23 protein-coding genes are annotated in these 25229 nt (G+C 72.3%); 8 read left to right on the top strand and 15 right to left on the bottom strand.

Features of this window, described 5'->3' with window-relative positions; genetic code table 11:
- Nucleotides 1-4: 4 nt before the first annotated feature.
- The 5 genes from JYK04_RS34175 to JYK04_RS34155 form a co-directional block, all read right to left on the bottom strand.
- A complete protein-coding gene (locus JYK04_RS34175) occupies nt 5-1180 on the bottom strand; it encodes an MAB_1171c family putative transporter (protein ID WP_189741166.1) in 1176 nt (391 codons plus the stop codon).
- Nucleotides 1170-1670, bottom strand: coding sequence for an ImmA/IrrE family metallo-endopeptidase (locus JYK04_RS34170; protein ID WP_189741162.1), 501 nt, complete (start codon nt 1668-1670; stop codon nt 1170-1172). The genes JYK04_RS34175 and JYK04_RS34170 overlap by 11 nt, the downstream gene beginning before the upstream one ends.
- Nucleotides 1671-1941: 271 nt before the next feature.
- Nucleotides 1942-4392, bottom strand: coding sequence for a Tex family protein (locus JYK04_RS34165; RefSeq protein WP_189741159.1), 2451 nt, complete (start codon nt 4390-4392; stop codon nt 1942-1944).
- A 93-nt stretch (nt 4393-4485) separates the two neighbouring features.
- Nucleotides 4486-5349 carry an SCO6745 family protein gene (locus JYK04_RS34160; protein WP_189741157.1) on the bottom strand — a complete coding sequence of 288 codons (864 nt, stop codon included), beginning with the start codon at nt 5347-5349 and terminating at the stop codon, nt 4486-4488.
- A gap of 70 nt (nt 5350-5419) precedes the next feature.
- Nucleotides 5420-5833, bottom strand: a complete 414-nt coding sequence (locus tag JYK04_RS34155; protein WP_189741154.1) for a DUF4760 domain-containing protein — start codon at nt 5831-5833, stop codon at nt 5420-5422.
- Nucleotides 5834-6154: 321 nt separating this feature from the next.
- Between JYK04_RS34155 and JYK04_RS34150 the strand changes: the two genes are divergently transcribed.
- On the top strand, nt 6155-7702 hold the full coding sequence (locus tag JYK04_RS34150; protein ID WP_189741151.1) for a M1 family metallopeptidase: 1548 nt from the start codon (nt 6155-6157) through the stop codon (nt 7700-7702).
- 69 nt (nt 7703-7771) lie between these two features.
- Here the strand turns inward: JYK04_RS34150 and JYK04_RS34145 are convergent, their stop codons facing one another.
- Nucleotides 7772-8668: an oxygenase MpaB family protein gene (locus JYK04_RS34145; RefSeq protein WP_189741148.1), complete on the bottom strand. Its 897-nt coding sequence runs from the start codon at nt 8666-8668 to the stop codon at nt 7772-7774.
- A 130-nt stretch (nt 8669-8798) separates the two neighbouring features.
- On the opposite strand from JYK04_RS34145, the gene sph reads away from it, so the two are divergent.
- Nucleotides 8799-9791: a sphingomyelin phosphodiesterase gene (sph, locus tag JYK04_RS34140; protein WP_189741145.1), complete on the top strand. Its 993-nt coding sequence runs from the start codon at nt 8799-8801 to the stop codon at nt 9789-9791.
- 147 nt (nt 9792-9938) lie between these two features.
- On the opposite strand, the gene JYK04_RS34135 is transcribed toward sph, so the two are convergent.
- Nucleotides 9939-10253 (bottom strand): 4a-hydroxytetrahydrobiopterin dehydratase, encoded by a 315-nt coding sequence (locus JYK04_RS34135; protein ID WP_189741142.1) that lies wholly within the window; start codon nt 10251-10253, stop codon nt 9939-9941.
- Between the two features lies 1 nt (nt 10254).
- The gene (locus tag JYK04_RS34130) at nt 10255-11499 is read right to left on the bottom strand and encodes an NsdA family TPR-like regulatory protein (RefSeq protein ID WP_229875876.1); all 1245 of its coding nucleotides are present in this window, start codon (nt 11497-11499) and stop codon (nt 10255-10257) included.
- 260 nt (nt 11500-11759) lie between these two features.
- Here JYK04_RS34130 and JYK04_RS34125 point away from each other — a divergent pair, with 260 nt between their 5' ends.
- The 3 genes from JYK04_RS34125 (at nt 11760) to JYK04_RS34115 (ending at nt 12811) form a co-directional block, all read left to right on the top strand.
- On the top strand, nt 11760-11948 hold the full coding sequence (locus JYK04_RS34125) for a hypothetical protein (protein ID WP_189741136.1): 189 nt from the start codon (nt 11760-11762) through the stop codon (nt 11946-11948).
- Nucleotides 11949-12179: 231 nt separating this feature from the next.
- Nucleotides 12180-12506: a hypothetical protein gene (locus JYK04_RS34120; RefSeq protein ID WP_189741134.1), complete on the top strand. Its 327-nt coding sequence runs from the start codon at nt 12180-12182 to the stop codon at nt 12504-12506.
- Nucleotides 12503-12811 carry a hypothetical protein gene (locus JYK04_RS34115; RefSeq protein WP_373297465.1) on the top strand — a complete coding sequence of 103 codons (309 nt, stop codon included), beginning with the start codon at nt 12503-12505 and terminating at the stop codon, nt 12809-12811. Before JYK04_RS34120 ends, JYK04_RS34115 begins: the two co-directional genes overlap by 4 nt.
- Before the next feature lie 343 nt (nt 12812-13154).
- Here JYK04_RS34115 and JYK04_RS42000 read toward each other — a convergent pair whose 3' ends face one another.
- Both JYK04_RS42000 and JYK04_RS34110 read right to left on the bottom strand, forming a co-directional pair.
- Entirely contained in the window at nt 13155-13277 is a 123-nt protein-coding gene (locus tag JYK04_RS42000) for a hypothetical protein (protein ID WP_268254155.1), read from the bottom strand.
- A gap of 131 nt (nt 13278-13408) precedes the next feature.
- Complete coding sequence (locus JYK04_RS34110; protein ID WP_189741130.1) at nt 13409-15250, bottom strand: AMP-dependent synthetase/ligase; 1842 nt, start codon at nt 15248-15250, stop codon at nt 13409-13411.
- Between the two features lie 85 nt (nt 15251-15335).
- Here JYK04_RS34110 and JYK04_RS34105 point away from each other — a divergent pair, with 85 nt between their 5' ends.
- Nucleotides 15336-16109 (top strand): MerR family transcriptional regulator, encoded by a 774-nt coding sequence (locus JYK04_RS34105; RefSeq protein WP_189741128.1) that lies wholly within the window; start codon nt 15336-15338, stop codon nt 16107-16109.
- A 10-nt stretch (nt 16110-16119) separates the two neighbouring features.
- On the top strand, nt 16120-16788 hold the full coding sequence (locus JYK04_RS34100) for a maltokinase N-terminal cap-like domain-containing protein (protein WP_189741125.1): 669 nt from the start codon (nt 16120-16122) through the stop codon (nt 16786-16788).
- 54 nt (nt 16789-16842) lie between these two features.
- Here the strand turns inward: JYK04_RS34100 and JYK04_RS34095 are convergent, their stop codons facing one another.
- The 5 genes from JYK04_RS34095 to JYK04_RS34075 form a co-directional block, all read right to left on the bottom strand.
- Entirely contained in the window at nt 16843-19014 is a 2172-nt protein-coding gene (locus JYK04_RS34095) for a 3-hydroxyacyl-CoA dehydrogenase NAD-binding domain-containing protein (RefSeq protein WP_189741122.1), read from the bottom strand.
- A 51-nt stretch (nt 19015-19065) separates the two neighbouring features.
- A complete protein-coding gene (locus JYK04_RS34090) occupies nt 19066-20280 on the bottom strand; it encodes an acetyl-CoA C-acetyltransferase (RefSeq protein ID WP_030008979.1) in 1215 nt (404 codons plus the stop codon).
- A gap of 64 nt (nt 20281-20344) precedes the next feature.
- Nucleotides 20345-21487 (bottom strand): acyl-CoA dehydrogenase family protein, encoded by a 1143-nt coding sequence (locus JYK04_RS34085; RefSeq protein WP_189741119.1) that lies wholly within the window; start codon nt 21485-21487, stop codon nt 20345-20347.
- 9 nt (nt 21488-21496) lie between these two features.
- On the bottom strand, nt 21497-22522 hold the full coding sequence (locus JYK04_RS34080; protein WP_189741116.1) for an LLM class F420-dependent oxidoreductase: 1026 nt from the start codon (nt 22520-22522) through the stop codon (nt 21497-21499).
- Nucleotides 22522-23673: a CaiB/BaiF CoA transferase family protein gene (locus JYK04_RS34075; RefSeq protein WP_189741113.1), complete on the bottom strand. Its 1152-nt coding sequence runs from the start codon at nt 23671-23673 to the stop codon at nt 22522-22524. Before JYK04_RS34075 ends, JYK04_RS34080 begins: the two co-directional genes overlap by 1 nt.
- Nucleotides 23674-23952: 279 nt before the next feature.
- Here JYK04_RS34075 and JYK04_RS34070 point away from each other — a divergent pair, with 279 nt between their 5' ends.
- Entirely contained in the window at nt 23953-25152 is a 1200-nt protein-coding gene (locus JYK04_RS34070; protein WP_189741110.1) for a saccharopine dehydrogenase family protein, read from the top strand.
- Nucleotides 25153-25229 lie beyond the last annotated feature (77 nt).

Genomic DNA, 25229 nt, shown 5'->3' with positions numbered 1-25229 from the left:
CGTTTCACTTCCTTGTGGTGGCGGGCGCGGCGTACGCCTGGGCGACGTCGACGAGGAACCGGGCCTCGTCCGCCAGGTCCCCACCCTCCTGCGAGGTGTGGATCGCGGCGGGCAGTTCCAGCGCCGCCGCCTCGCCCGGCTGCCCGGGCGCCCCGTCGAGCTTGGCCTGCCGGGCCTCCTTCAGTACGCGGGCCAGCGCGGTGGCGGTGGCCCGCTGCTCGGGGACCCCGTGTCCGGCGGCCTCGCCGCGGGCCTGTTCCAGGGCGCCCGGGGCCACGTACTCGCCCAGGATCAGGATCGCGTCGCGCGTCTCGATGACCTTGCGGTACACGAGCAGGTTGCGCGGGACCGGCGGCCACAGCAGCTCCATCACCCGCCAGGCGCGCGGCTTGTTGAGCGCCACGTGCGGCACCGCTTCGACCAGGTCGCGCCACAGCGGCCACAGCCGCCAGGTGGTGGCGATGTCGGTGCAGGTGCGCCGGAGGGTGAACAGGGTGGGCACGAGGATCGCGGCGGCGCGCAGCAGGCCGTGCAGGTTCATGAGCAGCGGGAGGGCGGGCATCGCCCAGGTGCTGCCGAACAGGGCCTTGAGCAGGTACGCCAGCCAGAACAGTCCGGCGAGCGCGGTGCCGAGGCCGAACAGCCGCAGTCCGGCGGCCAGGCCCCGGCTCTCGGTACGGCGGCTGTAGCGCGAGCACAGGCCCACGCAGACGATGTTGGCGGTCACGTGCGCGGAGATCAGGACCAGCCAGTACGCGAGGGAGGGCACCGGGTCGCCGACCGGCGGCATGGTGTGCGTGCCGTGCCCGGGCGCGGCCGCGTCCAGGGCGAGGAGGGCGCCGAGCCAGGCCACGGTGGCGACGCAGGCGGTGATCTGGAGCCGGCGGCCGCGGGTGGTGGCGGCCACGAAGTAGAGGACGGCGCCGGCCGACAGCACCCCGATGAGGTTGCGGACGAGGCCGATGGTGTGGGCGTAACCCGGGCCGCGGCTCATCGCGTACGAGACGACGTCGGGGAGGTTGAGGGTCATCGCGGCGGCGGCGGTGGCGACGGCCAGCCACAGGCCGCGCTGCTGGGGGGAGCGCAGGGCTCCGGGGGCGCGGAGCAGGACGGCGGTCCACAGGCACACCACGCCGGGGACGGCGAGCCAGTTGCCGAAGGCGGTCAGGTCAGCTGCCATCGTTGCCCCGCTCGTATCCCATGGCGGACTCCAGTCGGGCCAGGGTGCCGCGCGCGCCGTTCGCGGGCCGCGGGCCGGCGTTCGCCGTGCGGATGCGGATCATGCTGGCGAGCATCTCCGCCTCCTGCTCCTGCCGGGTGGTGTAGTTGGTGCGGCCGAGCACCACGGGGGCGTTCCCGTCGGTCTCCTCCCCTTCCAGGGAGTGGTGGCCGAAGAGGATGTGGCCCAGCTCGTGGAGGACGATGTGCTCCCGGTGCAGCGGGGTGGTCTGCGCCTCGTAGAAGACGTAGTCGACGCTGGCCGTGCCCACCCACAGTCCGCAGACTCCGGACTCCGCCGCTTCCTTGGGGAGCGGATGGAGCCGGATGGGACGGCCGCGCCGCTCGGCTATCCGGCGGCACAGGTCGTCGAGGGAGAAGGGGTGGGTCAGATCCAGATGGCCGAGAATCTGCTCGCACCTTTTGCGAATGCTGAGTTGCCGGTGGGGCATGTGATCCCTCTTCGGACCCTTTCCGGGGCAACGGCGGTAGGCGTGTGTGGGCATGGGCATGACGTCCTGTGCCTTCGAGGCGGCCTCGGGGAATGCGGTCCTGAGGGGAAAACGCGGAAGCCCGTCCGCCGACCGACGAACGGGCGTTCCACCATGCCTACAGATCTTGTACGGGAGTTGGCAAGGCAAGTCCCCAGGTGGGGAAGCTATTCGGCCACTCGGTACCAAGACCGACACGCGCCGGGTGGCTGCAAGACACCCTTGGCGGCTCCTACTTCTTGCGGCGCTCCTCGGGGGCGGTGAGGCCGGCCCGGCGCAGGGCGTCGGCCATCGCGCTGTTGGCGGGGGCGGGGGCGCTGCCGCCGCCCTGCCGACGGCCCTGGCCGCGCTCGCCCTGGCCGCCCTGGCCGCCCTGGCCCTGGCCCTGGTTGCGGCCGCCCTCTCGGGCGCCGGACCCGCCGCGCTGCTGCGGCGGACGGCCACCGCCGCCACCGCCGCCGCGCCGGTCCTCGCGCTGGCGGGGAGCGCCCGCGCCGCGCTCCGCGCCGGCCTCGTCCTCCAGCCGCAGGGTCAGCGAGATCCGCTTGCGCGGGATGTCCACGTCCATGACCTTCACGCGGACGATGTCGCCCGGCTTGACCACGTCACGGGGGTCCTTGACGAAGTTCTTCGACAGCGCCGAGACGTGGGCCAGCCCGTCCTGGTGGACGCCGATGTCGATGAAGGCGCCGAAGGCGGCCACGTTGGTGACCACGCCCTCCAGGATCATGCCGGGGGCCAGGTCGCCGATCTTCTCGACGCCCTCCTTGAAGGTGGCCGTCTTGAAGGCGGGACGCGGGTCGCGGCCCGGCTTCTCCAGCTCGCGCAGGATGTCCGTGACGGTGGGCAGGCCGAAGGCCTCGGTGACGAACTGCTCGGGACGCAGCGAGCGCAGCACGCCGGAGTTGCCGATCAGGGCCGCCACCTCGCTGCCCGCCGTCTTCGCCATGCCCCGGACCACCGGGTAGGCCTCGGGGTGCACGCTGGAGAAGTCCAGCGGGTCGTCCCCGCCGCGGATCCGCAGGAAGCCCGCGCACTGCTCGTACGCCTTCGGGCCGAGCCGGGCCACGTCCTTGAGCCCCTTGCGGCTGCGGAAGGGGCCGTTGGCGTCGCGGTGGGCCACGATGTTCTCGGCGAGGCCGCCGCTGATCCCCGACACCCGCGAAAGCAGCGGCGCGGAGGCGGTGTTGACGTCCACGCCGACGCCGTTCACACAGTCCTCGACGACCGCGTCGAGCGAGCGCGAGAGCTTCACCTCGGACAGGTCGTGCTGGTACTGGCCGACACCGATCGACTTCGGGTCGATCTTGACGAGCTCGGCGAGCGGGTCCTGCAGGCGGCGGGCGATGGAGACCGCGCCGCGCAGCGACACGTCCATGTCCGGCAGTTCCTGCGAGGCGAAGGCGGAGGCCGAGTACACGGAGGCGCCCGCCTCCGAGACCATCACCTTGGTGAGCTTCAGCTCCGGGTGGCGCGTGATGAGGTCCCCGGCCAGCTTGTCCGTCTCTCGGGAGGCCGTGCCGTTGCCGATGGCGATCAGCTCGACGGCGTGCTCCTTCGCCAGCCGGGCGAGCTTGGCGAGGGACTCGTCCCACTTGTTGGCGGGCACGTGCGGGTAGATCACGTCCGTGGCCACGACCTTGCCGGTCGCGTCCACGACGGCGACCTTCACGCCGGTGCGGAAGCCCGGGTCCAGGCCGAGCGTCGCCCGGGTGCCGGCCGGCGCCGCGAGCAGCAGGTCGCGCAGGTTCGACGCGAAGACCCGTACCGCCTCGTCCTCGGCGGCCTGGCGCAGCCGCATCCGCAGGTCGATGCCGAGGTGCACCTGGATCTTCGTACGCCAGGCCCAGCGGACGGTGTCGGCGAGCCATTTGTCGCCGGGGCGGCCGCGGTCGTTCACCCCGAAGCGACGGGCGATCATGCCCTCGTACGTGGACGGGCCGGGCACCTCGCCCGGCTCCTCCGGTTCCAGGGTGAGGTCGAGGACGTCCTCCTTCTCACCGCGCAGCATGGCGAGGACGCGGTGCGAGGGCAGCGCGGTGAACGGCTCGGCGAAGTCGAAGTAGTCGGCGAACTTGGCGCCCGCCTCCTCCTTGCCCTCGCGGACCTTCGCCGCGAGCCGGCCGCGGCCCCACATGCGCTCGCGCAGCTCACCGATCAGGTCGGCGTCCTCGCCGAACCGCTCGGTGAGGATGGCCCGGGCACCCTCCAGGGCGGCGGCCGGGTCGGCGACGCCCTTGTCGGCGTCGACGAACGCGGCTGCGGCCGCGGCCGGCTCCACGGACGGGTCGGCCAGCAGGCCCTCGGCGAGCGGCTCCAGGCCGGCCTCGCGGGCGATCTGCGCCTTGGTGCGCCGCTTGGGCTTGAAGGGCAGGTAGATGTCCTCCAGCCGCGCCTTGGTGTCGGCCGCGGCGATCCGCGCCGCCAGTTCGTCGGTGAGCTTGCCCTGCTCCCGTACGGAGTCCAGGACCGCCGCGCGGCGGTCCTCCAGCTCCCGCAGATACCGCAGCCGCTCCTCGAGGGTGCGCAGCTGGGCGTCGTCGAGCATCTCGGTCGCTTCCTTGCGGTAGCGCGCGATGAACGGCACGGTGGAGCCGCCGTCGAGCAGCTCGACGGCGGCCTTGACCTGCCGCTCCCGTACGCCGAGCTCCTCGGCGATCCTGCCTTCGATGGACGTCGTCACGATCGGGTCCCGCCTGCCTTCGTTTGCACTGGAAGGCTGCCAATTGTGGCAGGTGGCGGTGGCGGACGGCGGGAACCCTGCCCGTCCCGCCGGTCAGGCCCGGCCCATGAGGTCCTTCGGGAAGGCTCCGGCGGTCACGGCCTTGACGACGAGGGCCCCGCCGAGCTCGGTGAGGCGGGCCAGACCGTCCGCCCCGAGGTGCTCGTAGGGGGCGGCGTCGAGGCGGTCGGTATCGCTCTCCAGCCGCTCGCGCAGGGCCGCGCCCTCCTCGGTCAGCTCGCCGGCGGCGTCGAGGACGCCGCGCTCGCGCAGCCGGCCGGTCGCGGCGTCGAGGTCGTCCTGCGTCCAGCCGCGCATGCCCTTGAGCCACTTCGGGGTCATGCCCTTGCCGGTGGCGGTGTGGCTGACCAGCGCCTCCACCGGGTCCAGGCCCGCGAGGAGCAGGGCGGCGAGGTGGCCGTCGCCGCGGTGCTCGCGCAGCAGGGTGGTGGCGTGCCACAGGCGCAGGTGCGGGGCCTCGGGTACGGGGAGGTCGGCGTGGGCCGCGTAGAGGGTGCGGGCGTGCCGGGTGCAGCCCTCGGTGGCGCGCATGGCCAGGTCGGCGGCCTCGGCCACCTCGGGGGACTTCACGGTGTCGGCGCCGAGGAGCCGGGTCAGGGCGGCGTCGGCGGCGCGCAGCCGGGCGGCGAGGGCCTGCTCGGGAGTGACGGTGTCCCAGACGGCGGGCAGGTGCCGGGCGACGAGGTCGTGCCGGTAGTTGTAGAAGGCGGCGGTGACCGTGCCGGCCCCGACGGCGCCCATCGCGGCGGAGCGGTGCGCCAGGTTGACGGCGACGGGGTCGGCTATCCCGAGAGCGGCGAACTCCGCGGCGATCTCCGGCGAGAAGTAGACGGTGGAGTGCAGCGGGTTGACGGCAGTGTGCCAACAGCGTCGTGCGGCGCGAGGGTGAAGGGTCATGCGCGGCACGGTACCGACTGTTCGGTATCCCGGACAGCCCGTGACGGGACGTCGTCGGGCAGACGGGGTGTCAGCGGCCGGGCAGCCGCCAGGACCGGCTCTGGGCGCGAGCCTGCTCGGGAGGCACCTCCCGGACGAGGTGGTACAGGTTCTCGAAGTACTCCTGCCACCGGTTGGGGTCGGGCAGGGAGTTCTGCGCGCGCCGGGCCCGTTCCACCGCCACCAGCGGTTCCATCTTCTCCCACACCGTGATCACGGATCCGCCGAGGTAGCCGGAGACGGGCTCGATCTCCACCACTCCGTGTGTCACGAGAGCGCCGAGGTTGTCGTAGTACCAGGCCAGTTCGCGAACGAGTTCCTGCCCGTCGTCGGGCAGGCCTGCCAGCCCCAGCGACAGGTCGCAGGCGGGAAGTTCCTCATGGGCCTGCGTTCCCCACCCGGCGCGGCCCCACACCGCCGACCGGGCGCGAAGGCGGCCGCACACCTTCACGGGCCGGTGCGCGGCAGGCGGGCGTCGTGCCGATCCGGCCGATCCGCCGGGTGGGGCCGGGCGGTCGGCGGTGGCGGCGGGTTCGGGCCTCCGGGTGGTCGGGCCGCAGGCCGGGGCGGGTGCGGCCGGGGCGGGCGGACCCGCGCGGGCGCGTCAGCACCGTTCCACGCGCGGACGCGTGACGGCCGAATGGCGATCGTGTGACAGCAGGGGCCATGGACATGACCTGAGTGGCCAGGGGTGAATACGGTCGAGCGACAAGGCCTTGGACCACTCTGTGAACCGATCTGTCTCCCCTACCACTTGGAGCCATTCGTGCACCGCAAAGTCATCGCCCCGAGCGTGCTCGCCGCTTCCCTCCTGCTGGTGATCCCGGCGTCGGCGGCGGGTTCGGGTTCGGGCGCCCCGGGTATCGGCGATCCCTACTACCCGGCCAGCGGCAACGGCGGATACGACGTGTCGCACTACGACCTGCGCCTGCAGTACCAGCCGAAGACCGACCTGCTGGAAGGCACGGCCACCCTGCTGGCCACCGCCAAGGAGGACCTGTCCCGCTTCAACCTGGACTTCGGCCTCCAGGTCAGCGAGATCCGGGTCAACGGGGTCAAGGCGAAGTTCGCCACGTCCGGCTCCCACGAGCTGGAGGTCACCCCGGCGAAGCCGCTGGCGCGCAACACCCCGCTGTCCGTCGTCGTCAAGTACGCCGGGAAGCCCTCCGAGCTGAAGGTGGACGGCTGGACGGCCTGGCATCGCACGCCCGACGGCGGGGTCGCGGCGCAGGAGCCCGACTCGGCGGTCTGGTGGTTCCCGAGCAACGACCACCCGCTGGACAAGGCCACCTTCGACGTCTCGATCAACGTGCCCGACGGCACCCAGGCGATCAGCAACGGCGTGCTGCAGTCCCAGACCTCGCGGCTCGGCTGGACCCGGTACAACTGGCGTTCCAACAAGCCGCAGGCGACCTACCTCGCCACCCTCGCCGTCGGCAAGTTCGACATCACCACCGACAAGACCGCGAGCGGGCTGCCGATCCTCAACGCGTACAGCAAGGACCTCGGCGACAACGCGGGCGCGGCCCGCGCGAGCGTGGAGCGGACCGGCGAGGTCACCGAGTGGCTGGAGGGGGTCTTCGGGCCGTACCCCTTCAACGCGCTCGGCGGCTACGTGCCGAACGTGACCGCCGGTTTCGCCCTGGAGACCCAGACCCGGCCGTTCTACGGCCCGGCCCAGTTCCGCAACGGCGCCAACGTCTCGGTGGTCGTGCACGAGCTGGCGCACCAGTGGTACGGCGACAGCGTGTCCGTCGAGGGCTGGAAGGACATCTGGATCAACGAGGGCTTCGCCCGCTACAGCCAGTGGCTGTGGTCGGAGAAGGAGGGCGAGGGGACGGCGCAGGAGCTGGCCGACTGGGCCTACGCCCTGCGCCCGGCCGAGGATGCGTTCTGGCAGGTCAAGCCGGGTGACCCGGGTCCGGAGAACCAGTTCCACGGGGCTGTCTACGACCGCGGCGCCATCGCCCTGCAGGCGCTGCGCAACGAGATCGGCGACGAGAGGTTCTTCGAGATCCTCAAGGGCTGGCCGACCGAGCGGGCCTACGGCAACGCCAAGGTCGGGGACTTCGTCCGGTACGCCGAGAAGGTCTCGAAGAAGCCCCTCGCGCAGCTCTTCGAGACCTGGCTCTACACCCCGGGCAAGCCGGCGGCCTCGGCCCTGAACCCGTCGGCGGCCAAGCCCGCGGCCCGCTCGCCGCAGCAGTCCGCTCCGGCGAAGCCCGCCGCGGAGCCCAAGTCCTGGAAGAAGATCGCGGAGACCAACACGATCCACGACACCGAGCACGGCTCCGGGCCCGGCCACCGGCACTGAGTCCGCGTCGGCCCGCGCACCGCACACGGGCTCCCGCATCCGGCGGGGGCCCGTGCGTCCCGGAGCCCGTCAGCGGCCTCCCGCATGCCACGCGGCCCGCGCCCGATAGGCGATCGGCAGGTACCGCAGCCGCTCCGGCAGCAGCGGCACGAGGATCCGTACGGCCGTGCTGAACCGGCGGAGCCTGCGCTCCTGGGCCGGGCTCCACTCCAGCCCGATCGCGGCGCGGGCCTCGGGCGGCATGTAGCCGACGGTGACGAAGGCCCGCAGGCGCAGGAAGGCGGCCCGCAGCACCGGCCAGGTGAGCCGCAGCAGCAGGCGCACGGCGGGCGAGCCGGCCTCCGGCCGGGGCAGCCGCACCTCGGTGGAGATCAGCTCGCGGGCGACCGCGGTGGGCTCGATCTCCTCGGCCAGCATCCGGCCCCAGTACGTCCAGTACTCCTCGATGCTCTGGGGCATGTCCCGGTCGTGCAGGCCGAGGATCCGGCCCACCTGGAGCCATTCCCGGTAGAGCTGCCGCTCCTGGGCGGGGGTGAAACGGCGCAGCAGGTAGCGCCCGGCGTACAGGTAGACCGGGAAGCCGGTGGCGTGCACCCAGGCGTAGCAGGCGGGGTCGAGGGAGTGGTACCGGCGGCCGCGGGTGTCGGTGCCCTGGATGTCCTTGTGCAGGCGGCGCACCCGGCGGCCCTCCTCGGCCGCCTCCTCCCCTCCGTACACCCACAGCTGGACGGAGCGCAGGGAGCGCTCGCCGCGGCCCCAGGGGTCGGTGCGGAAGACGGAGTACTCGTCGACGCCGGCCGCGATCGCGGGGTGGGCGACCTGCATGGTGAAGGCGGCGGGCAGCATCAGCAGGGCGCGGACGTCACCGGCGATGGTCCACAGCACCCCGCCGGGCGGGGGCGGCGCGGGGTCGGTGCGGCGCGTGGCCGCAGGTCCGGCGGGGTGTGCGGAGTCCGTCTTCGTCATACGACAAGTATGCGAGCACCGGACGGCCGTCTCACGGACAGAAAGTCTCTGCACGGGTGTTACCCAGAGGTAACTGCTGCTGCTTGTATGACGGCGTCGATCTTCCCCCGCAGGAATGATGGAGACCTTCATGCTGCTTTCCTCGCCCCGCTCGCGCCGCGCCGCCGCCGCCACGGCCGTCGCGGCGGTCGCCGCGGGCGCGCTGGCCGCCGCCACCGCGCCGGCCGCCTCGGCCGCGGAGACCGCCGCCGCCCCGCGGCTCAGCGTCCTGTCGTACAACGTGTTCCTGATGAGCAAGAACCTCTACCCGAACTGGGGTCAGGACCACCGGGCCGCCGAGATCCCCAAGGCCTCCTTCTACAAGGGCCACGACGTGGTCGTGCTCCAGGAGGCCTTCGACAACAGCTCCTCGGACGCGCTGAAGGCCGGCTCCGCCGCGCAGTACCCGTACCAGACCCCGGTCGTCGGCCGCAGCAAGAGCGGCTGGGACGCCACGGGCGGCGCGTACTCCGCCACCACCCCGGAGGACGGCGGGGTCACGATCCTCAGCAAGTGGCCGATCCTCCGCAAGGAGCAGGTCGTCTACAAGGACGCCTGCGGCGCCGACTGGTGGTCCAACAAGGGCTTCGCCTACGTCGTCCTGAACGTGAACGGCGCCAAGGTGCACGTGGTCGGCACGCACGCGCAGTCCACCGACCCCGGCTGCGGCGCGGGCGAGGCCGCGGAGATGCGCGCCCGTCAGTTCCGAGCCGTGGACGCCTTCCTGGACGGCAAGAACATCCCGGCGAACGAGCAGGTCATCGTGGCGGGCGACCTCAACGTCGACTCGCGCACCCCCGAGTACGCGAGCCTGCTCGCGAACGCCGACCTGGCGGACTCCGACAGCCGCACGGGCCACCCGTACTCCTTCGACACCGCGCTGAACTCGATAGCGAACTACCGCTACCCGACCGACCCGCGCGAGGACCTGGACTACGTCCTCTACCGCAAGGGCAACGCCCGCCCGGCGGGCTGGGAGAACAACGTGGTCAAGGAGCAGTCGGCGCCCTGGACGGTCTCCAGCTGGGGCACCTCCTACACCTACACCAACCTCTCCGACCACTACCCCCTGATCGGCCGCTAGGCCTGTCGTCCCTGCGCGCCTCACCCGGCAGTCAACGAGCATCATCAACACCGGCTGGGCCAGCCAGTGGTACGGGGTTTCCTGAACAGCACAACGCCCCCTTCCGGCCCTTCGGGGTCGGGAGGGGGCGCTTTCGTGCGTCCGGGCTCAGTCCAGCGGGAGGGCCTGGTGTGCAGCCACGATCGCGTCGATGCGGTGCGCAAGGTCGAAGTCAGCCCGCGTCAGTCGGTTGCCCGCGTCGTGCGTCGTGATCGAGGCACGCAGGTGGTCGATACGGAGGTCGAGGTCGGCGTGATGCTGGATGCGCCGGGACCGGTCTGCGATGGTGACGATCGCGGCCACCGCGGCGTGGTAGCGGATCTCGTACGTCCGGGTGATCGCATCGCCCTCCTGTACCCAGCCCGGAAGCTTCTCCAGGCCTTCGGCGATCTCCTCGTGCGTCAACGGCTTCGGTACACCCATGTCAGCTCCCCTCGTTCACGGGCGCCAGAACCTCCGCGAGGTCCCGGCCTACCGGGGCATCGTGCCACGGCCGCATGGCCCGCTCCAGGCCCCGCAGTTCACGCAGCATGCGGGCCGACCGGGTCTCGGCCGCGATCTCGGCGGCCGCGCGGGCGATCTCGACGGCTTGTTCCGGCTGGCGGGCGCCGGCCGCCGCGGTGGCGTGCCGGGCGAGGTACACACCGCGGTCCCGGCGGGCCGTCGCGGGTACCTCATCGAGGACCTGCGACCACAGATGCTCGGCCTCCCGGCCGAGGCCGAGCCGCCCGTAGCAGGTGGCCCGTTGCACCTCGAGGTAGCCGGGGGTGCGGCGGCAGGCGTTGCCCCAGGGCAGGTCGTCGTCGACGCGGCCGAGGAGCTCTCCGGCGTCGTCGATGAGCCGGTCGACGGCCGTACGGTCGCCTGTGAGGCTGGCACCGTGGGCCTGCTGCTGCATCGCCATGATCCGCACCTTCGGGAACAGGCGGTCGTCGTCGAGGGCGGCCTCGCACAGGTCGATGACGCCGTGGCCGTCGCCGAGGTCGGTCCGCACGTGGGCGAGGTTGACGAGGCTGTAGCCGATGAGGTGCGGGTCCTGGGACCTGGCCGCTATTTCCTGCGTGATCCCCCGCCAGAACGCGGCCGCGCCGAGGTCGCCGGCGTCTTGGTAGAGCCAGCCGACGAGCGCCGCGTACGCGGCTCCGACGCGCAGCAGCCCGCGCCGGGTCTCGCCCTGCGCGGACCGGACGAGCTTGTCGATGAGCTGGTACTGGGCAGACACGGTGCCGATGAGGTCGTGCGGCCCGAGGAACATGTCGGCCCGGTAGTGGCCCTCCAACTGCTGCTGGAAGTAGTCGATGAGCGCGGGGTCGACGTGCTGCCTGGCGGTAGGGCCGGGCAGGAGCGCGGCCGCGGTGACGTTGACGAAGGTCCTGCGGTTCACGTCTTCCTCTTGGTGTGCCTCGGGGCGGATCCAGCCGGCGGGTGCCGTGAATCCCAGCTCCTCGGGCCACCGTCCGAGCGCGTCATGCAGCACGGTCGCGGTCTCTTCCGGCGGCCAGCCGGGTGCACCGCCTTCCCACCGGCGCCACGTGCGCGCGCTGACGGTGAAATGGGCGTCGTCGAGGAACCGTTGGCCGTGCGCCTGCAGCGCGCCGGCGGCCTGTTCGATGCTGCGCCACCCGACCCGGAGTCGGGCGGCCCTGAGCGCGTCGTTTCGGGGGCTCATGGCCCCAGTGTGAGGTGTCATCGCGTCTGTCCCCGGCCGTGGCCGCTACGTGGCCACCGATGGCCACGCGATGGCCTATCTGCCCATCTGCGCGCCCGCCCATCATCCTCATATGACGACGAGCAGCGCAGACGAACAGCAACGCAGAACAGGCGTGTTGCCCGAACTGTGGCTGGGGCCCAGTGCTGAGCTGGTGGCTCGTGCGGCTGTCGGCTGGGAGCGGTTCCTTCGCTCCGCGGCAAAGCACGTGGAGCCGTCCGATGACTGAAATGTACGAGTACCAGCCTCACCGGCTGCTCCGTAAGCGAGTCCGCGACATCGCCTCCGGCATCGAGGGCCAGCTCATGGCCGTCATCACCGAGGGCGTCAACGACATCGCGTACATCAGGAAGTCGGATGGCCGGGAGTTCACGACCGCCGCGGCCAACGTGCAGGCAGCCGGCCAGTGAGTGCGCTCGGGCGTCAGGCCCTGTACGTCGCGATCGTGTTCGGCGTGCTCGCCGTGATCGTCGTCGGCACCTGTTGATCTGACCAACCAACGAGGAGACCCCATGGCCAGCCCACCCCCGCCCCCATGTAGTGCCGGTAAGGGCGAAACCCCGACTCCGGCTATCGGCGCCACCCTCACTGCGCCCCGCCGCGCCAGCGACCCCCGCAGCCTTCTCCCTGCCGACGACTTCATGATCGTCACGGCTGCTCTCGCCCGCCAGCACCCCGAACTGGGCTGGGTCGCCGCAGAGCAGCGGGTGGTCGAGGCCTTGAAGTTCGTCGCCGCGGTCGCACACAGCGCCGCCACCGATCTCGCCCCCTCCGGCCCGGTCGATGCCGGCTGGCACGCCCTGATCTCCTGCACCGTGGTCTACGCCGAACTGTGCGCGCGGTTGGGTACGGTCGTCCACCACCACCCCGAGGTCACCGGGGCGGCAACTCCCGCCCCCGGCTGGTTGGACCGCACCACGGCCGCGATCGAGGCCGCCGGGTACGACATCGCCACGGACCTGTGGTGATCACCACCGAGTACGTGACGTCGACGACCGACGTCGTCGTCTGTGAAGCCTGCTGGGTCGAACTGGTCGAAGCCGTTCGCACGACGGCACACAGTCACGGCCGGGACCTGCTGTGCATCCCCTGCGCCGACGCCGGCTATCCGACCCGCGTCGACCTGTTCCCCCCGCTCGGAATCTACGGACTCAACGGAAGGAAGCTGAAGATGGGTAAGCACGGCTCCGGAAACCCGAAGCTGCCGCCGGATCCCGGCCCGCCGCTGCCGTCTCCGCCGCCCACCCCTACACCCGGCCGCCCGCCGGTGTAGGGCCATGAGACTGCCCCGGCCGGCAATCCCCCCGTCGGCCGGAGCTACTCGCGGACCAGCTGTGCAAACGGTACGCCGATGGCCTCGGCAGTGAGGATGAGGGTGTCGAGGCGAGCCGCAGCATGACCGCCCCTCGATGCCATTGAGCGTGTGCCGTTCAATGCCGGCCCGCCGGGCGACCTCCTCTTGGGTGAGGTGCGCGCGCCGGCGCGCTGCCCGAAATGTTTTCGCCGATCTGCCTGCGGCGGGTGAGTACCAACTCATCCGACCACTACCCGCTGATCGGACGCTAGCGGCGTCCTCTCGGACCGGGCCGGTGGCGCCCGGTCCAACAGCACCGCCGTCAGCGCCGGCCGCCGGGTGGCGGGGACGCGGAGGGCGGCTCGGCCGCGTCGACCTCCGGATCGCCGGACGGGCCGATGCGGATCTCGAATTCGCCGCCGCACTCCTCGTGGCCCGCGGCCACGGCCACGGCTTCCTCGCCCCGTTCGGACCGATGAGGGCCGTAGCCGCAGGGGCGGCCGCGCGGCGGCTCACCTGCTCCGCTCCCCCGGTGCGGTGAGCGCGGATCCCGCCCACCGCACCGGTGCGTCCGGGCTACGCCGTCCCCGACGGCTCCTCGTAGAGGCCGTCGATCAGGGCGCCGTATTTGTCGCGGACCACCCGGCGGCGGAGTTTGAGGGAGGGGGTGAGTTCCCCGGTTTCGGGGCCCCACTCCTCGGTCAGCAGCCGGTACCGCTTGATCTGCTCGGTCCGGTTGAGCCGGGCGTTGGCCGTCTCCACCGCGCGGGCGATCTCCTCCCGGACGGCCGGGTGTGCGGCGAGCTCGGTCGGGGAGGCGGTCTCGATGCCCCGGGCGGCGGCCCAGACCGGGGCCAGCTCCGGGTCCAGGACCAGCAGCGCGACGAGGTAGGAGCGGCCGTCGCCGTGTACCAGGGCCTGGCCGATCAGCGGGTGTTCCTTGACCGTGTTCTCCACCAGGGCGGGCGAGACGTTCTTGCCGTTCGAGGTGATGATCAGTTCCTTCTTGCGGTCGGTCAGCCAGAGGAACCCGTCCTCGTCGAGGCGGCCGATGTCGCCCGTCGGGAACCAGCCCTCGTCGTCGGCGGCGCTCTCCACCGAGCCGTCCGGCCGCAGGTAGCCGCCGAAGACGGTCGCCCCGCGGGTGAGGATCTCCCCGTCCTCGGCCAGCCTCAGCTCCAGCCCCTCGATCGGGCGGCCCACCGAGCCGAGCCGGAAGCCGTCCGGACTGTTGACCGTGCACACGCCCGAGGTCTCGGTGAGCCCCCAGGCGTCCATGATGGTGATGCCCCAGCCGGCCCAGAAGCGGACCACGTCGATCGGCATCGGCGCCGTGGCGCTGGCCGTCCACATCAGCCGGTCCATGCCCGCCAGCCCCAGCAGCGGGTCCAGCACCTGTTCCTTGGCCCCGGCGTACGAGGCTTCGAGCGCGGCCGGCACCTCCTCGCCCCGCTCCCGGTGGGCGGCCCGGGCACGGGCCAGGTCGTTGGCCGCCTCGATGGCCGCGCGCTGGGCCTCGGGGAGCTGCGCGAGGACCGCACGGACCGAGGCGGCGAGCTTCTCCCAGACCCGGGGCACGCCGAAGAACTGCACCGGGTGCAGCTCGCGGACCGCCCCCGACACGGCGGCGGGGTCGGCGCACAGCCTCACGTGCGAGGCCCGCAGCAGCGGCAGGTAGATCCCGAGGACCCGCTCGGCTATGTGCGCGAAGGGCAGGTAGCAGATGTGCTCGGCGTGCTCGGGCAGGTCCACGTGCCGGTCGAGGCGGATCGCCTGGAGCATGAGGTTGCGGTGGGTCAGCCGCACGCCCTTCGGGTCGCCGGTGGTGCCCGAGGTGTAGACGACGGTCAGCGGGTCCTCGGGGCGCGTCTCCTGCCAGGCCTTCTCGAAGTCGCCGGCGCGGTGGAGCCGGGCCCCGCCGGAGTACAGGGAGCCGTAGGTGGAGTGCCCGCCCGCCTCGGCGGCCTCGGCGACGACCAGTCGCTCCAGGGGGACATCGGCGTCGGCCAGCAGCGGCTCCCAGCGCAGGAGTTCGCGGGCGCCCTCGACGACGGCGACCCGGGCCCGGCTGTGGCGGGCGATGTGGGCGATCTGCTCGGGGGCGGAGGTCCCGTACACGGTGACGGGCACGGCGCCGAGGTGGACGAGGGCGAGGTCGCTGAGCCAGTGCTCGGGGCGGTTGCCCATCATCATCAGCACGTGTTCGCCGCGCTCGACGCCGAGGGCGGCGTATCCGGAGGCGAGGACGGCGACCTTGCGGCGCACCTCGCTCCAGGTGAGGGTCGTCCACCCGGCGGTGTCGGGGCCGGCCCGCCAGGAGAGGGCGGGGAGCTCCCCGTACTCGGCGGCGTTGCGGGCCAGCAGGGCCGGCAGGGTGATCTCTTCGGGTCGTCCGGGCAGTCGCAGGTTCGTGGTCATGGGCAGCTCCTGGCCGTTTCACATCGTTGGTGCGACAGCAATACTGTTGAACCCAAGCTGTGGAGCAGAGAGCGAGGCGCAGACGATGGCCGACCAGGCACCCGAGCCGATGCTCACCGTCGACGAGCTGGCGGCCAGGGCGGGCGTCACCGTGCGCACCGTTCGTTTCTACAGCACCCGCGGACTTTTGCCCCCTCCCGTGATCGGCCCTCGTCGGGTGGGGCACTACGGGCCGGAACACCTGTCCCGGCTGGCACTGATCGAGGAGCTGCAGCACCAGGGCATGACCCTGTCCGCCATCGAGCGCTACCTGGATGCGCTGCCCGACGACCTGAGCGCCCACGACCTGGCCATCCACCGGGCCATGGTGGCCAGTTGGGCTCCGGACGCGGCTCAGGAGGTGTCGCGGGAGGAGCTGGAGAAGCGGGCGGGGCGGAGCCTGTCGGACACCGATGTCCGGCGGCTGGCGGCGATGAACGTGCTCGCCGCTTCGGGGGACGGTTTCCGGGTGGACGTGGGGCTGCTGCGGCTCGGGGTCGCGCTGCTCGACGTACCGATCGCCCACGAGACGATCCTGGCGGCGCGCCGGGTGCTGATGGAGCACACCAGATCGGCGGCGCACGAGCTGACGGCGCTGTTCCGGGACGAGGTGTGGGGGCCGTTCACGGAGGGCGAGAGCGATCCGGAGCGGGTGGAGTCGATGAAGGCGCTGTCGGCGCACATGCAGCCGATGGTGGTCCAGGCGCTGGTGACGGCCTTCCAGCGGTCGCTACGGGAGGAACTGCGGGCGGCGTTCGCCTCGGAACCGGAGGCGGACGGCGGGCCGCACGACCGGTCGGCACCCCTGCCGCCCGGGTAGTTTGTGGATCATGGCTGTCATTCACCGCACCACCATGTCGCCCGGCAAGCTCGAACTCCTGGCCGACTGGCTGCCCCAGCGCCCCTGGTACCGGGGCGGCACGGACACCCCGCAGCTCGAAAAGGCCGGCGGTTTCCGGCTCGACGACCCCGAAGGCGAGGTGGGCATCGAGTTCATGGCGGTCACCGACACCGCCGGGGACGAGCCGGCGACCTACCTGGTCCCGCTGACCTACCGCGGTGCTCCGCTCGAGGGGGCCGACGAAGGCCTGATCGGCACCTCCGAGCACGGTGTGCTGGGCCGTCGCTGGATCTACGACGGGACCCACGACGTCGTCCTGGTCGAGCAGTTGCTGGCCCTGCTGGCGGGACGCACGACGGCCCAGGACCAGAACGAGAGCGGCATCCCGGACCCGACGGTCGAGGTCCGTCCCGAGACGGCCGGGGTGCCGCAGGGCCTGACCGGCCCCGGGACCGTGACGGACACCGCCGACGCGAGTCTCGTCACCGTGGGCCCGGTGGGTCGGGAAGGCCCGGTGTCGACCCTGACCGTGTGCCGGGTACTGCGGCCCGCTCCCGCCGGTGACGGCACGGGGCGCCGGGTGCTGGCCGGCTGGGCCGCCCCGGACGGCGCCCGGCGGCACGGGCTGTTCGCCCGCCTGGCCGCGTCCGAGGACTGACCGCAAGGGGCGGCCCCGGGCCCGCTCGCGGGCGGGCCCGGGGCGCTCGCGCGGTCAGTCCGCGTAGGTCTCGCCGCGCTCCGCCTTCGCGATCAGCGAGGCCGGCGGGATGAAGCGCTCGCCATACGTGTCGGCGAGCTCGCGGGCACGGGCCACGAAGCCGGCCAGGCCGCCCTCGTAGCCGTTGATGTACTGGATCACGCCGCCCGTCCAGGCCGGGAAGCCGATGCCCATGATGGAGCCGATGTTGGCGTCGGCGATCGAGGTGAGCACGCCTTCGTCGAGGCAGCGGACGGTGTCCAGGGCCTCGGAGAAGAGCATCCGCTCCTTCATGTCGGCGAACGGGATCTCGGCGTCCGGCTTGGCGAAGTGCTCGCGCAGGCCCGGCCAGATGCGGGCGCGCTTGCCCGACTCGTCGTACTCGTAGAAGCCGGCCCCGCCGCTGCGCCCGGGGCGGCCGAACTCGTCCACCATGCGGTCGATGACCGCGTCGGCGGGGTGCTCGGTCCACGCCTTGCCCTCGGCCTCGAAGGCCTTGCGGCTCTCGTTGCGGATCTTGCGCGGCAGGGTCAGGGTGAGCTCGTCCATCAGCGAGAGCACCTTGGCCGGGTAGCCGGCCTGGGCCGCGGCCTGCTCGATCGAGGCGGGCTCGATGCCCTCGCCGACCATGGCCACGCCCTCGTTGATGAACTGGCCGATGACGCGCGAGGTGAAGAAGCCGCGCGAGTCGTTGACCACGATCGGGGTCTTGTTGATCTGGCGGACCAGGTCGAAGGCGCGGGCGATGGCCTCGTCGCCGGTCCGCTCCCCCTTGATGATCTCCACCAGCGGCATCTTGTCCACGGGCGAGAAGAAGTGCAGCCCGATGAAGTCGGCCGGCCGCGCGACGCCTTCCGCGAGGCCCGTGATGGGCAGCGTGGAGGTGTTGGAGCACAGCAGCGCGTCCGGCTCGATGACGTCCTGGATCTCCTGGAACACCTTGTGCTTGAGGGAGGTGTCCTCGAAGACGGCCTCGATGACGGCGTCGCAGCCCGCGAGGTCGGCCGCGTCGGCGGTCGGGGTGATCCGGGCGAGCAGCTCGGCACGCCCCGCCTCGGTGGTCCGGCCCCGGGAGAGCGCCTTGTCGAGCAGCTTCTCGGAGTACGCCTTGCCCTTGGCGGCGGCCTCGGCGGTGACGTCCTTCAGCACCACCTCGATGCCCGCGCGGGCGCAGGAGTAGGCGATGCCCGCGCCCATCATCCCGGCGCCGAGGACGGCGACCTTGCGGACCTGCCGCGGCTCGATGCCCTGCGGGCGGCTGCGGCCCGCGTTGACGGCCTGGAGGTCGAAGAAGAACGCCTGGATCATGTTCTTGGCGGTCTGGCCGGTGACCAGCTCGGTGAAGTAGCGGGCCTCGATGGTCAGCGCGGTCTCGAAGTCCACCTGGGAGCCCTCGACGGCGCAGGCCAGGATGTTGCGCGGGGCCGGGTACGGGGCCCCGTTCAGCTGCTTCTTCAGGTTGGCCGGGAAGGCCGGGAGGTTCGCGGCGAACCGCGGGTTGGACGGCGTACCGCCGGGGATCTTGTAGCCGGGTACGTCCCAGGGCTGCTTCGACTCGGGGTTCGCGTCGATGAAGGCGCGGGCCTTGGCCAGCATCTCCTCGGGCGTGGCGGCCAGTTCGTGCACCAGGCCGTTGTCCAGGGCGCGCTGCGGGGTGTACTGGGTCCCCTGGAGCAGCACCTTGAGCAGCGCGTCGGCGATGCCCATCAGGCGCACGGTACGGGTGACACCGCCACCGGCGGGGAGCAGGCCGAGGGTGACCTCGGGCAGGCCGATCTTGGAGCCGGGCGCGTCGAGGGCGACGCGGTGGTGGGAGGCCAGGCAGATCTCGTAACCGCCGCCGAGGGCCGCACCGTTGATGGCGGCGACGACGGGCTTGCCGAGGGTCTCGATCCGGCGCAGGGAGCGCTTGATCTCGGTGCCGGTGTCGAAGGCGATCTGCGCGTGCTCGGGGCGGAGCCGGATCATGTCCTTGAGGTCGCCGCCCGCGAAGAAGGTCTTCTTGGCGGAGGTGTAGATGATGCCCCGGATGGAGTCCTTCTCGGCCTCGGCGCGGTCGGCGATCGCCGCAATGGAGTCCTTGAAGGCCTGGTTCATCGTGTTGGCGGACTGGTCGGGGTCGTCGAGGATCAGGGTGACGACGCCGGTCTCGTCCTGTTCCCAGCGGATCGTGGTGGACTCGCTCATGGTCACTGCTTTCGTTTCGGAAGGTCCGGTGGGCAGGGGGAACAGGGCTGATCAGAGGCGTTCGACGATGGTGGCGACGCCCATGCCGCCGCCGACGCAGAGGGTGACGAGCCCGTAGCGCTTGTCCTGGCGCTCCAGCTCGTCGACGATCGTGCCGAGGATCATCGCGCCGGTGGCGCCGAGCGGGTGGCCGAGCGCGATGGCGCCGCCGTTGACGTTGACCTTGTCGAGGGACAGGCCCATGTCCTTGACGAAGCGCAGGACGACGCCCGCGAAGGCCTCGTTGATCTCGACGAGGTCGATGTCGTCGATGGTCAGCCCGGCCTTGGCGAGGGCCTTGCGGGTGGCCGGGGCGGGGCCGGTGAGCATGATGGTGGGCTCGGAGCCGGAGACCGCCGCCGAGACGATCCGGGCGCGCGGGGTCAGGCCGTTTCGCTCCCCCGCCTCGCGGGATCCGATGGCGACGAGCGAGGCGCCGTCGACGATGCCGGAGGAGTTGCCCGCGTGGTGGACGTGGTCGATCTTCTCGACCCAGTGGTACTTCTGCAGCGCGACCGCGTCGAAGCCGCCGAGCTCGCCGATGTCGGCGAAGGAGGGCTTCAGCTTGGCGAGGGTGTCGGCGGTGGTGCCGGGGCGGACGAACTCGTCGTGGTCCAGGACGATCAGGCCGTTGCGGTCGGTGACCGGAACCACGGACTTCGCGAAGCGGCCGTCCTTGATGGCGGCGGCGGCGCGCTCCTGGGAGAGGGCCGCGTACTCGTCGACGTCGCGCCGGGAGAAGCCCTCGATGGTGGCGATCAGGTCGGCGCCGATGCCCTGCGGGACGAAGCCGGTGTCCCAGTTGGTCATCGGGTCGGCGAACCAGGCGCCGCCGTCGGAGGCCATCGGGACGCGGGACATGGACTCCACGCCGCCGGCGAGGACCAGGTCCTCCCAGCCGGAACGGACCTTCGCGGCAGCCAGGTTGACGGCCTCCAGGCCCGAGGCGCAGAAGCGGTTCTCCTGGACGCCGGCCACGGTGTCCGGGAGCCCGGCGGCGATGGCCGCGATCCGGGCGATGTCGGAGCCCTGGTCGCCGACGGGACCGACGACGCCGAGCACGATGTCGTCGATGGTGGCGGGGTCCAGGCCGGGGTTGCGCTCGCGCAGGGCGTCGATGAGTCCGACGACCAGGTCGATCGGCTTGGTGCCGTGCAGGGCGCCATTGGCCTTGCCGCGGCCGCGCGGCGTGCGGATCGCGTCGTATACGTAAGCTTCGGTGCTCACTGGTCAAGCCTTTCGGAGGTGTCCAAGGGGGAGGTCTCCACGGGGGAGGTGTCCAAGAGGGAGGTCAGCCGAGCAGCGAACGGCCGATGATCTCTTTCATGATCTCGGTCGTGCCGCCGTAGATGGTCTGGATGCGGCCGTCGGTGAAGGCCCGGGCGACCCGGTATTCGGTCATGTAGCCGTAGCCGCCGTGGAGTTGCAGGCACCGGTCGGCGACGCGCTTCTGCAGCTCGGTGGCCCACCACTTGGCCATGGAGGCGTGCACGTGGTCCAGTTCGCCGTTCGCGTGGTCCGTGATGCAGCGGTCGAGGAAGGTCCGGGTGACGGCGACCTCGGTGGCCATCTCCGCTATCTCGAACCGGATGTGCTGCAGCTTGGCCAGCGGACGCCCGAAGGCCTCGCGCTCCTTCACGTACTGGGTGGTGATCTCCAGCAGGTGCTCGGCGGCGGCGATCCCGGCCATCGCGATGCCCATCCGCTCCTGCGCGAGATTGGTCATCAGGTGGACGAATGCGCCGTTCAGCTCGCCGAGCAGGTTCTCCTTCGGGACGCGGACGTCGTTGAAGAACAGCTCGGCGGTGTCCTGGGACTTCTGGCCGATCTTGTCGAGGTTGCGGCCGCGCTCGAAGCCCTCCGCGCCGCGCTCGACGACCAGCAGCGACAGCCCGTGCGCCCCGCCCTCCGGGGTGGTCCTGGCGACCACGATCACCAGGTCGGCGAGGATGCCGTTGGAGATGAAGGTCTTGGAGCCGTTGAGCACCCAGTGGTCGCCGTGGTCCTCGGCGGTGGTCCGGATCCCCTGGAGGTCGGAGCCCGCGCCCGGCTCGGTCATCGCGATGGCGGTGATGGTCTCCCCGGAGCAGAAGCCGGGCAGCCAGCGGCGCTTCTGCTCCTCGGTGGCGAGCGAGGTCAGGTAGGGCCCGATGATGTCGTTGTGCAGGCCGATGGCCAGCCCCGGGGCGCCGGCGCGGGTGAACTCCTCGGCGATCACGGCGGCGTAGCGGAAGTCGGGGTTCCCGCCGCCGCCGTACTCCTCCGGGACGGCCAGGCCCAGCAGCCCCTGCCGGCCGGCGGCCTGCCAGGCCTCGCGGCTGACGATGCCGTCCTTCTCCCACTGCTCGTAGTGCGGCAGCACCTCCTTGGTGAGGAAGGTGCGTACGGTCTCGCGGAACGCCTCGTGGTCGGCGTCGAAGATGCGTCGTTGCATCGGGGCCCCCTAGAGCCAGCTCTTGACGGTTTCGATCAGCTTGGCCGGGTCGGGGCCGACCGGTGTGACGTTGAGCATGGTGACGCCCGCCTCGCGGAAGGCCTCGACGCGCTCGCGCACGTAGCCCTCGGGCCCGCACAGCGTCATCAGCTCGCAGAACTCGTCCGGGACGGCGGCGGCGGCGTCGCGCGCCCGCCCGGCGAGGTACAGCTCCTGGATCCGGCGGGCCTCTTCCCCGTACCCGTAGGCGACGGCCAGGTCGTTGTAGAAGTTCTTGCCGACCGCGCCCATCCCGCCGACGTACAGGGCGATCTGGGGGCGGGCGAGGTCCCGTGCGGCGGCCGCGTCGTCGCCGATGGCGAGCAGTCCGCCCGCGACGGTCTGCAGCGGGCCGAGCTCCGGCGACCGCTTGGCCGTCCCCTCGGCGAGCGGGCCGCCCCACACCTCGGCGGCCTTCTCCGGGACGAAGAGCGTGGGCAGCCAGCCGTCCGCGATCTCGGCGGTCATCCGGACGTTGGCCGGGCCGAGCGAGGCGATGTAGACGGGGATCGCGGGGCGGACCGGGCGGGTGAGGATCTTCAGCGGCTTGCCGAGCCCGCTCCCCCGCTCCGGCGGCAGCGGCATGTCGGTGATGCCGTGGTGGTCGATCGTCTCGCGGCGCCAGATGCGCCGGCACAGCTCGACCGTCTCGCGCGTGCGCCCGAGCGGCTTGTCGTACGGCTTCCCGTGCCAGCCCTCGACGACCTGCGGGCCGGAGGCGCCGAGCCCGAGCAGCGCCCGGCCGCCCGAGAGCGCGTCCAGGCCGGCGGCCGTCTGGGCGATGAGGCCGGGGGTGCGCGAGTAGACGTTCATGATGGCCGAGCCGATCTTCAGCCGCTCGGTGCGGGCGGCGAGATAGCCCATGATCGTCGGGGAGTCGAAGCCCCAGGCCTCGGCCACCCACACGGCGTCGAGGCCGGCGGACTCCAGCGCGGCCGCCTCGTCGGCGGCCCGGCGCGGGTCCCCGGCGTAGTCGAGCATCATGGACAGTTCCATCAGGCCTCTTTCGGGAGCAGGGCCGGTACGTCCCAGTCGGCGGCCACCGACTCGGTGTCCGCGCCGGGCAGGGCGGGTCCGGAGGTCACGCGGGCCGGGGTCGCGGAGAACCGCGGCGCGGGAGCGGGCTGGACGATCCCGCCGAAGTCGGTGAAGGTCCCGCGGGCGGCGAGGTGGGGGTGGCCGGGGGCCTCGCGCAGCGACAGCACCGGGGCCACGCACGCGTCGGTGCCCTCGAAGACCGCCGTCCACTCCTCGCGCGTACGGGTCCGGAAGCGTGCGGCGACGGCCTCGCGCAGCTCGCCCCAGCGGGCGGGGTCCTTGCGGGCCGGGGCCCGGTCCCCGATGCCGAGGAGTTCCGTGAAGGTGTCGTAGAACTGCTGCTCCAGCGCGCCGACCGCCATGTACCCGCCGTCGGAGGTCTCGTAGGTGCCGTAGAAGGGGCAGCCGCCGTCGAGGAGGTTGGCGCCGCGCCGGTCCTGCCAGCCGCCCGCCGCCATCATTCCGTGGATCATGGCGGTGAGGTGGGCGGTGCCGTCGACGATGGCCGCGTCGACGACCTGGCCGGCGCCGGTGGCGCGGGCGTGGTGCAGGGCGGCGAGGACCCCGACGACCAGGTAGAGCGAGCCGCCCGCGTAGTCCCCGACGAGGTTGGCGGGGACGGCCGGCGGCTCTCCCGGCTTCCCGATCATGCCGAGGGCGCCGGTGACGGCGATGTACGCGATGTCGTGCCCGGCGGTCTCGGCGAGCGGGCCGTCCTGGCCCCAGCCGGTCATCCGGCCGTAGACGAGCTTCGGGTTCCGGGCGTGGCACTCGGCCGGTCCGACGCCGAGGCGCTCGGCCACCCCGGGCCGGAACCCCTCGACGAGCACGTCGGCCCGCTCGACCAGGTCCAGGACGCGGGCGGGCCCGTCGGCGGACTTGAGGTCGACCAGGACGGACCGTTTGCCGCGGTTGGTGATGTCGTAGGCCGGATCGACCGCGAGCCCGCCGCCGCCGGGCCGGTCCACCCGTACGACGTCGGCGCCCAGGTCGGCGAGGAGCATGGCGGCGAACGGCCCGGGGCCGATGCCCGCCAGTTCGACGACGCGCACCCCGGCGAGCGGGCCGGACCGGCTCGCGTCCCGGTGCCCGTTCCCTGTCACTGCCATCGGGCCCCCAGCGGCTCTGGTGTGCATGGTGTGCGTGGTGTGCGGCTATGTGACACAACTGATGTAACACCAGTGATGCTAGGAACGTGTTCCATCGAACACAAGCCCCCGTGCCGGGCTCGGGGCGGATCGTCCGGCCCCGGGGTGTGCGACTCCGGGGCGGCGCCGGGGCGGCCCCGGGGCGCCGTTCCCCCCTGACCGGCGCGCCGTACCCGCCCGCACCGACGGGCGAGCACCACGCTAGCCTCGGCCACCGAAACCCCCTGGGAGGAGCCGTTCATGAACGCAACTGTCCCGCACGACCGGCCGGAACGCGCCTACGACGTCGTCCTGTTCGGCGCGACCGGGTTCGTGGGCGCGCTCACCGCCGAGTACCTCGCCGCGCACGCGCCCGCCGGCTGCCGGTGGGCCCTGGCCGGCCGGGACACCGCGAAGCTGGAGCGGCTGCGCGAACGGCTGGCCTCGATCGATCCGGCGTGCGCGCGGCTGCCGCTGCTGCGGGCCGACGCCCAGGACCCGGCGGCCGTGCGCGAGCTGGCCGCGTCCACCCGCGTGCTGGCCACGACGGTGGGCCCGTACATCTGGTACGGGTCGGAGCTCGTGGCCGCGTGCGCCGAGGCGGGCACGGACTACGTGGACCTCACCGGGGAGCCGGAGTTCGTGGACCGCATGTACGTCGAGCACGACGCGCGGGCCCGGGAGAGCGGGGCTCGGATCGTGCACGCCTGCGGATTCGACTCGATCCCGGCCGACCTCGGGGCGTACTTCACGGTCCGGCAGCTGCCGCAGGGGGTCCCGCTGGCGGTCGACGGGTTCATGCGGTCCAACGCCTTCTTCTCCGGCGGCACCCTGGCCTCCGCGCTGACCGCGCTGAGCCGCGGCCCCCAGGCCCTGGCCGCCGCGCACGCCCGCCGGCTGCACGAGCCCCGTCTGCTGGGACGGCGGGCCCGCGGGCCGGTGGGGGCGCCGCGGTTCAGCCGGGAGACCGGGACCTGGGCGCTGCCGCTGCCCTCGCTGGACCCGCGGATCGTGGCCCGGTCGGCGGCCGCGCTGGAGCGGTACGGCCCGGACTTCCGCTACCGGCACTACGCCTCCGTCAAGCACCTGCCCGTCGCGGTGGGCGGCACGGCGGCGCTGGGTGCGACGGTGGCCCTGGCGCAGGTGCCGCCGGCCCGGCGGTGGCTGATGAACCGCTGGGAGCCGGGCCGGGGACCGGACGCGGAACGCCGCGCGCGCAGTTGGTTCACCGTGCGGTTCGTGGGCGAGGGCGGCGGCCGGCGCGTGCTCACCGAGGTGGCGGGCGGCGACCCCGGCTACGGCGAGACCGCGAAGATGCTGGCCGAGTCGGCGCTCTGCCTGGCCCACGACGCCCTGCCGGAGACGGCCGGGCAGCTGACGACGGCCGTGGCGATGGGCGACGCACTGATCGCCCGCCTCCAGAAGGCGGGGATCACCTTCCGGGTGGCGGACGTCCGCTGACGGGCGGGCCCGCCGACCGGGTGCGGCCCGCCGGCCCGGTGCGGCCCGCCGGCCCGGTGCGTCAGGAGGCCTGGTGC

The sequence above is a fragment of the Streptomyces nojiriensis genome (assembly GCF_017639205.1).
GTDB classification, from domain to species: domain Bacteria; phylum Actinomycetota; class Actinomycetes; order Streptomycetales; family Streptomycetaceae; genus Streptomyces; species Streptomyces nojiriensis.
This window is presented reverse-complemented; position numbering and strand designations above follow the sequence as displayed.

Coding starts and splice junctions, on each gene's coding strand:
- JYK04_RS34070 (WP_189741110.1), top strand. CDS start 23,953: ATGAACGCAACTGTCCCGCACGACCGGCCGGAACGCGCCTACGACGTC.
- JYK04_RS34075 (WP_189741113.1), bottom strand. CDS start 23,673: ATGGCAGTGACAGGGAACGGGCACCGGGACGCGAGCCGGTCCGGCCCG.
- JYK04_RS34105 (WP_189741128.1), top strand. CDS start 15,336: ATGGCCGACCAGGCACCCGAGCCGATGCTCACCGTCGACGAGCTGGCG.
- JYK04_RS34110 (WP_189741130.1), bottom strand. CDS start 15,250: ATGACCACGAACCTGCGACTGCCCGGACGACCCGAAGAGATCACCCTG.
- JYK04_RS34120 (WP_189741134.1), top strand. CDS start 12,180: ATGATCGTCACGGCTGCTCTCGCCCGCCAGCACCCCGAACTGGGCTGG.
- JYK04_RS34145 (WP_189741148.1), bottom strand. CDS start 8,668: ATGACGAAGACGGACTCCGCACACCCCGCCGGACCTGCGGCCACGCGC.
- JYK04_RS34095 (WP_189741122.1), bottom strand. CDS start 19,014: ATGAGCGAGTCCACCACGATCCGCTGGGAACAGGACGAGACCGGCGTC.
- JYK04_RS34080 (WP_189741116.1), bottom strand. CDS start 22,522: ATGGAACTGTCCATGATGCTCGACTACGCCGGGGACCCGCGCCGGGCC.
- JYK04_RS34130 (WP_229875876.1), bottom strand. CDS start 11,499: ATGAGCCCCCGAAACGACGCGCTCAGGGCCGCCCGACTCCGGGTCGGG.
- JYK04_RS34085 (WP_189741119.1), bottom strand. CDS start 21,487: ATGCAACGACGCATCTTCGACGCCGACCACGAGGCGTTCCGCGAGACC.
- JYK04_RS34170 (WP_189741162.1), bottom strand. CDS start 1,670: ATGCCCCACCGGCAACTCAGCATTCGCAAAAGGTGCGAGCAGATTCTC.
- JYK04_RS34100 (WP_189741125.1), top strand. CDS start 16,120: ATGGCTGTCATTCACCGCACCACCATGTCGCCCGGCAAGCTCGAACTC.
- JYK04_RS34125 (WP_189741136.1), top strand. CDS start 11,760: ATGACTGAAATGTACGAGTACCAGCCTCACCGGCTGCTCCGTAAGCGA.
- JYK04_RS34175 (WP_189741166.1), bottom strand. CDS start 1,180: ATGGCAGCTGACCTGACCGCCTTCGGCAACTGGCTCGCCGTCCCCGGC.
- sph (WP_189741145.1), top strand. CDS start 8,799: ATGCTGCTTTCCTCGCCCCGCTCGCGCCGCGCCGCCGCCGCCACGGCC.
- JYK04_RS34135 (WP_189741142.1), bottom strand. CDS start 10,253: ATGGGTGTACCGAAGCCGTTGACGCACGAGGAGATCGCCGAAGGCCTG.
- JYK04_RS34160 (WP_189741157.1), bottom strand. CDS start 5,349: ATGACCCTTCACCCTCGCGCCGCACGACGCTGTTGGCACACTGCCGTC.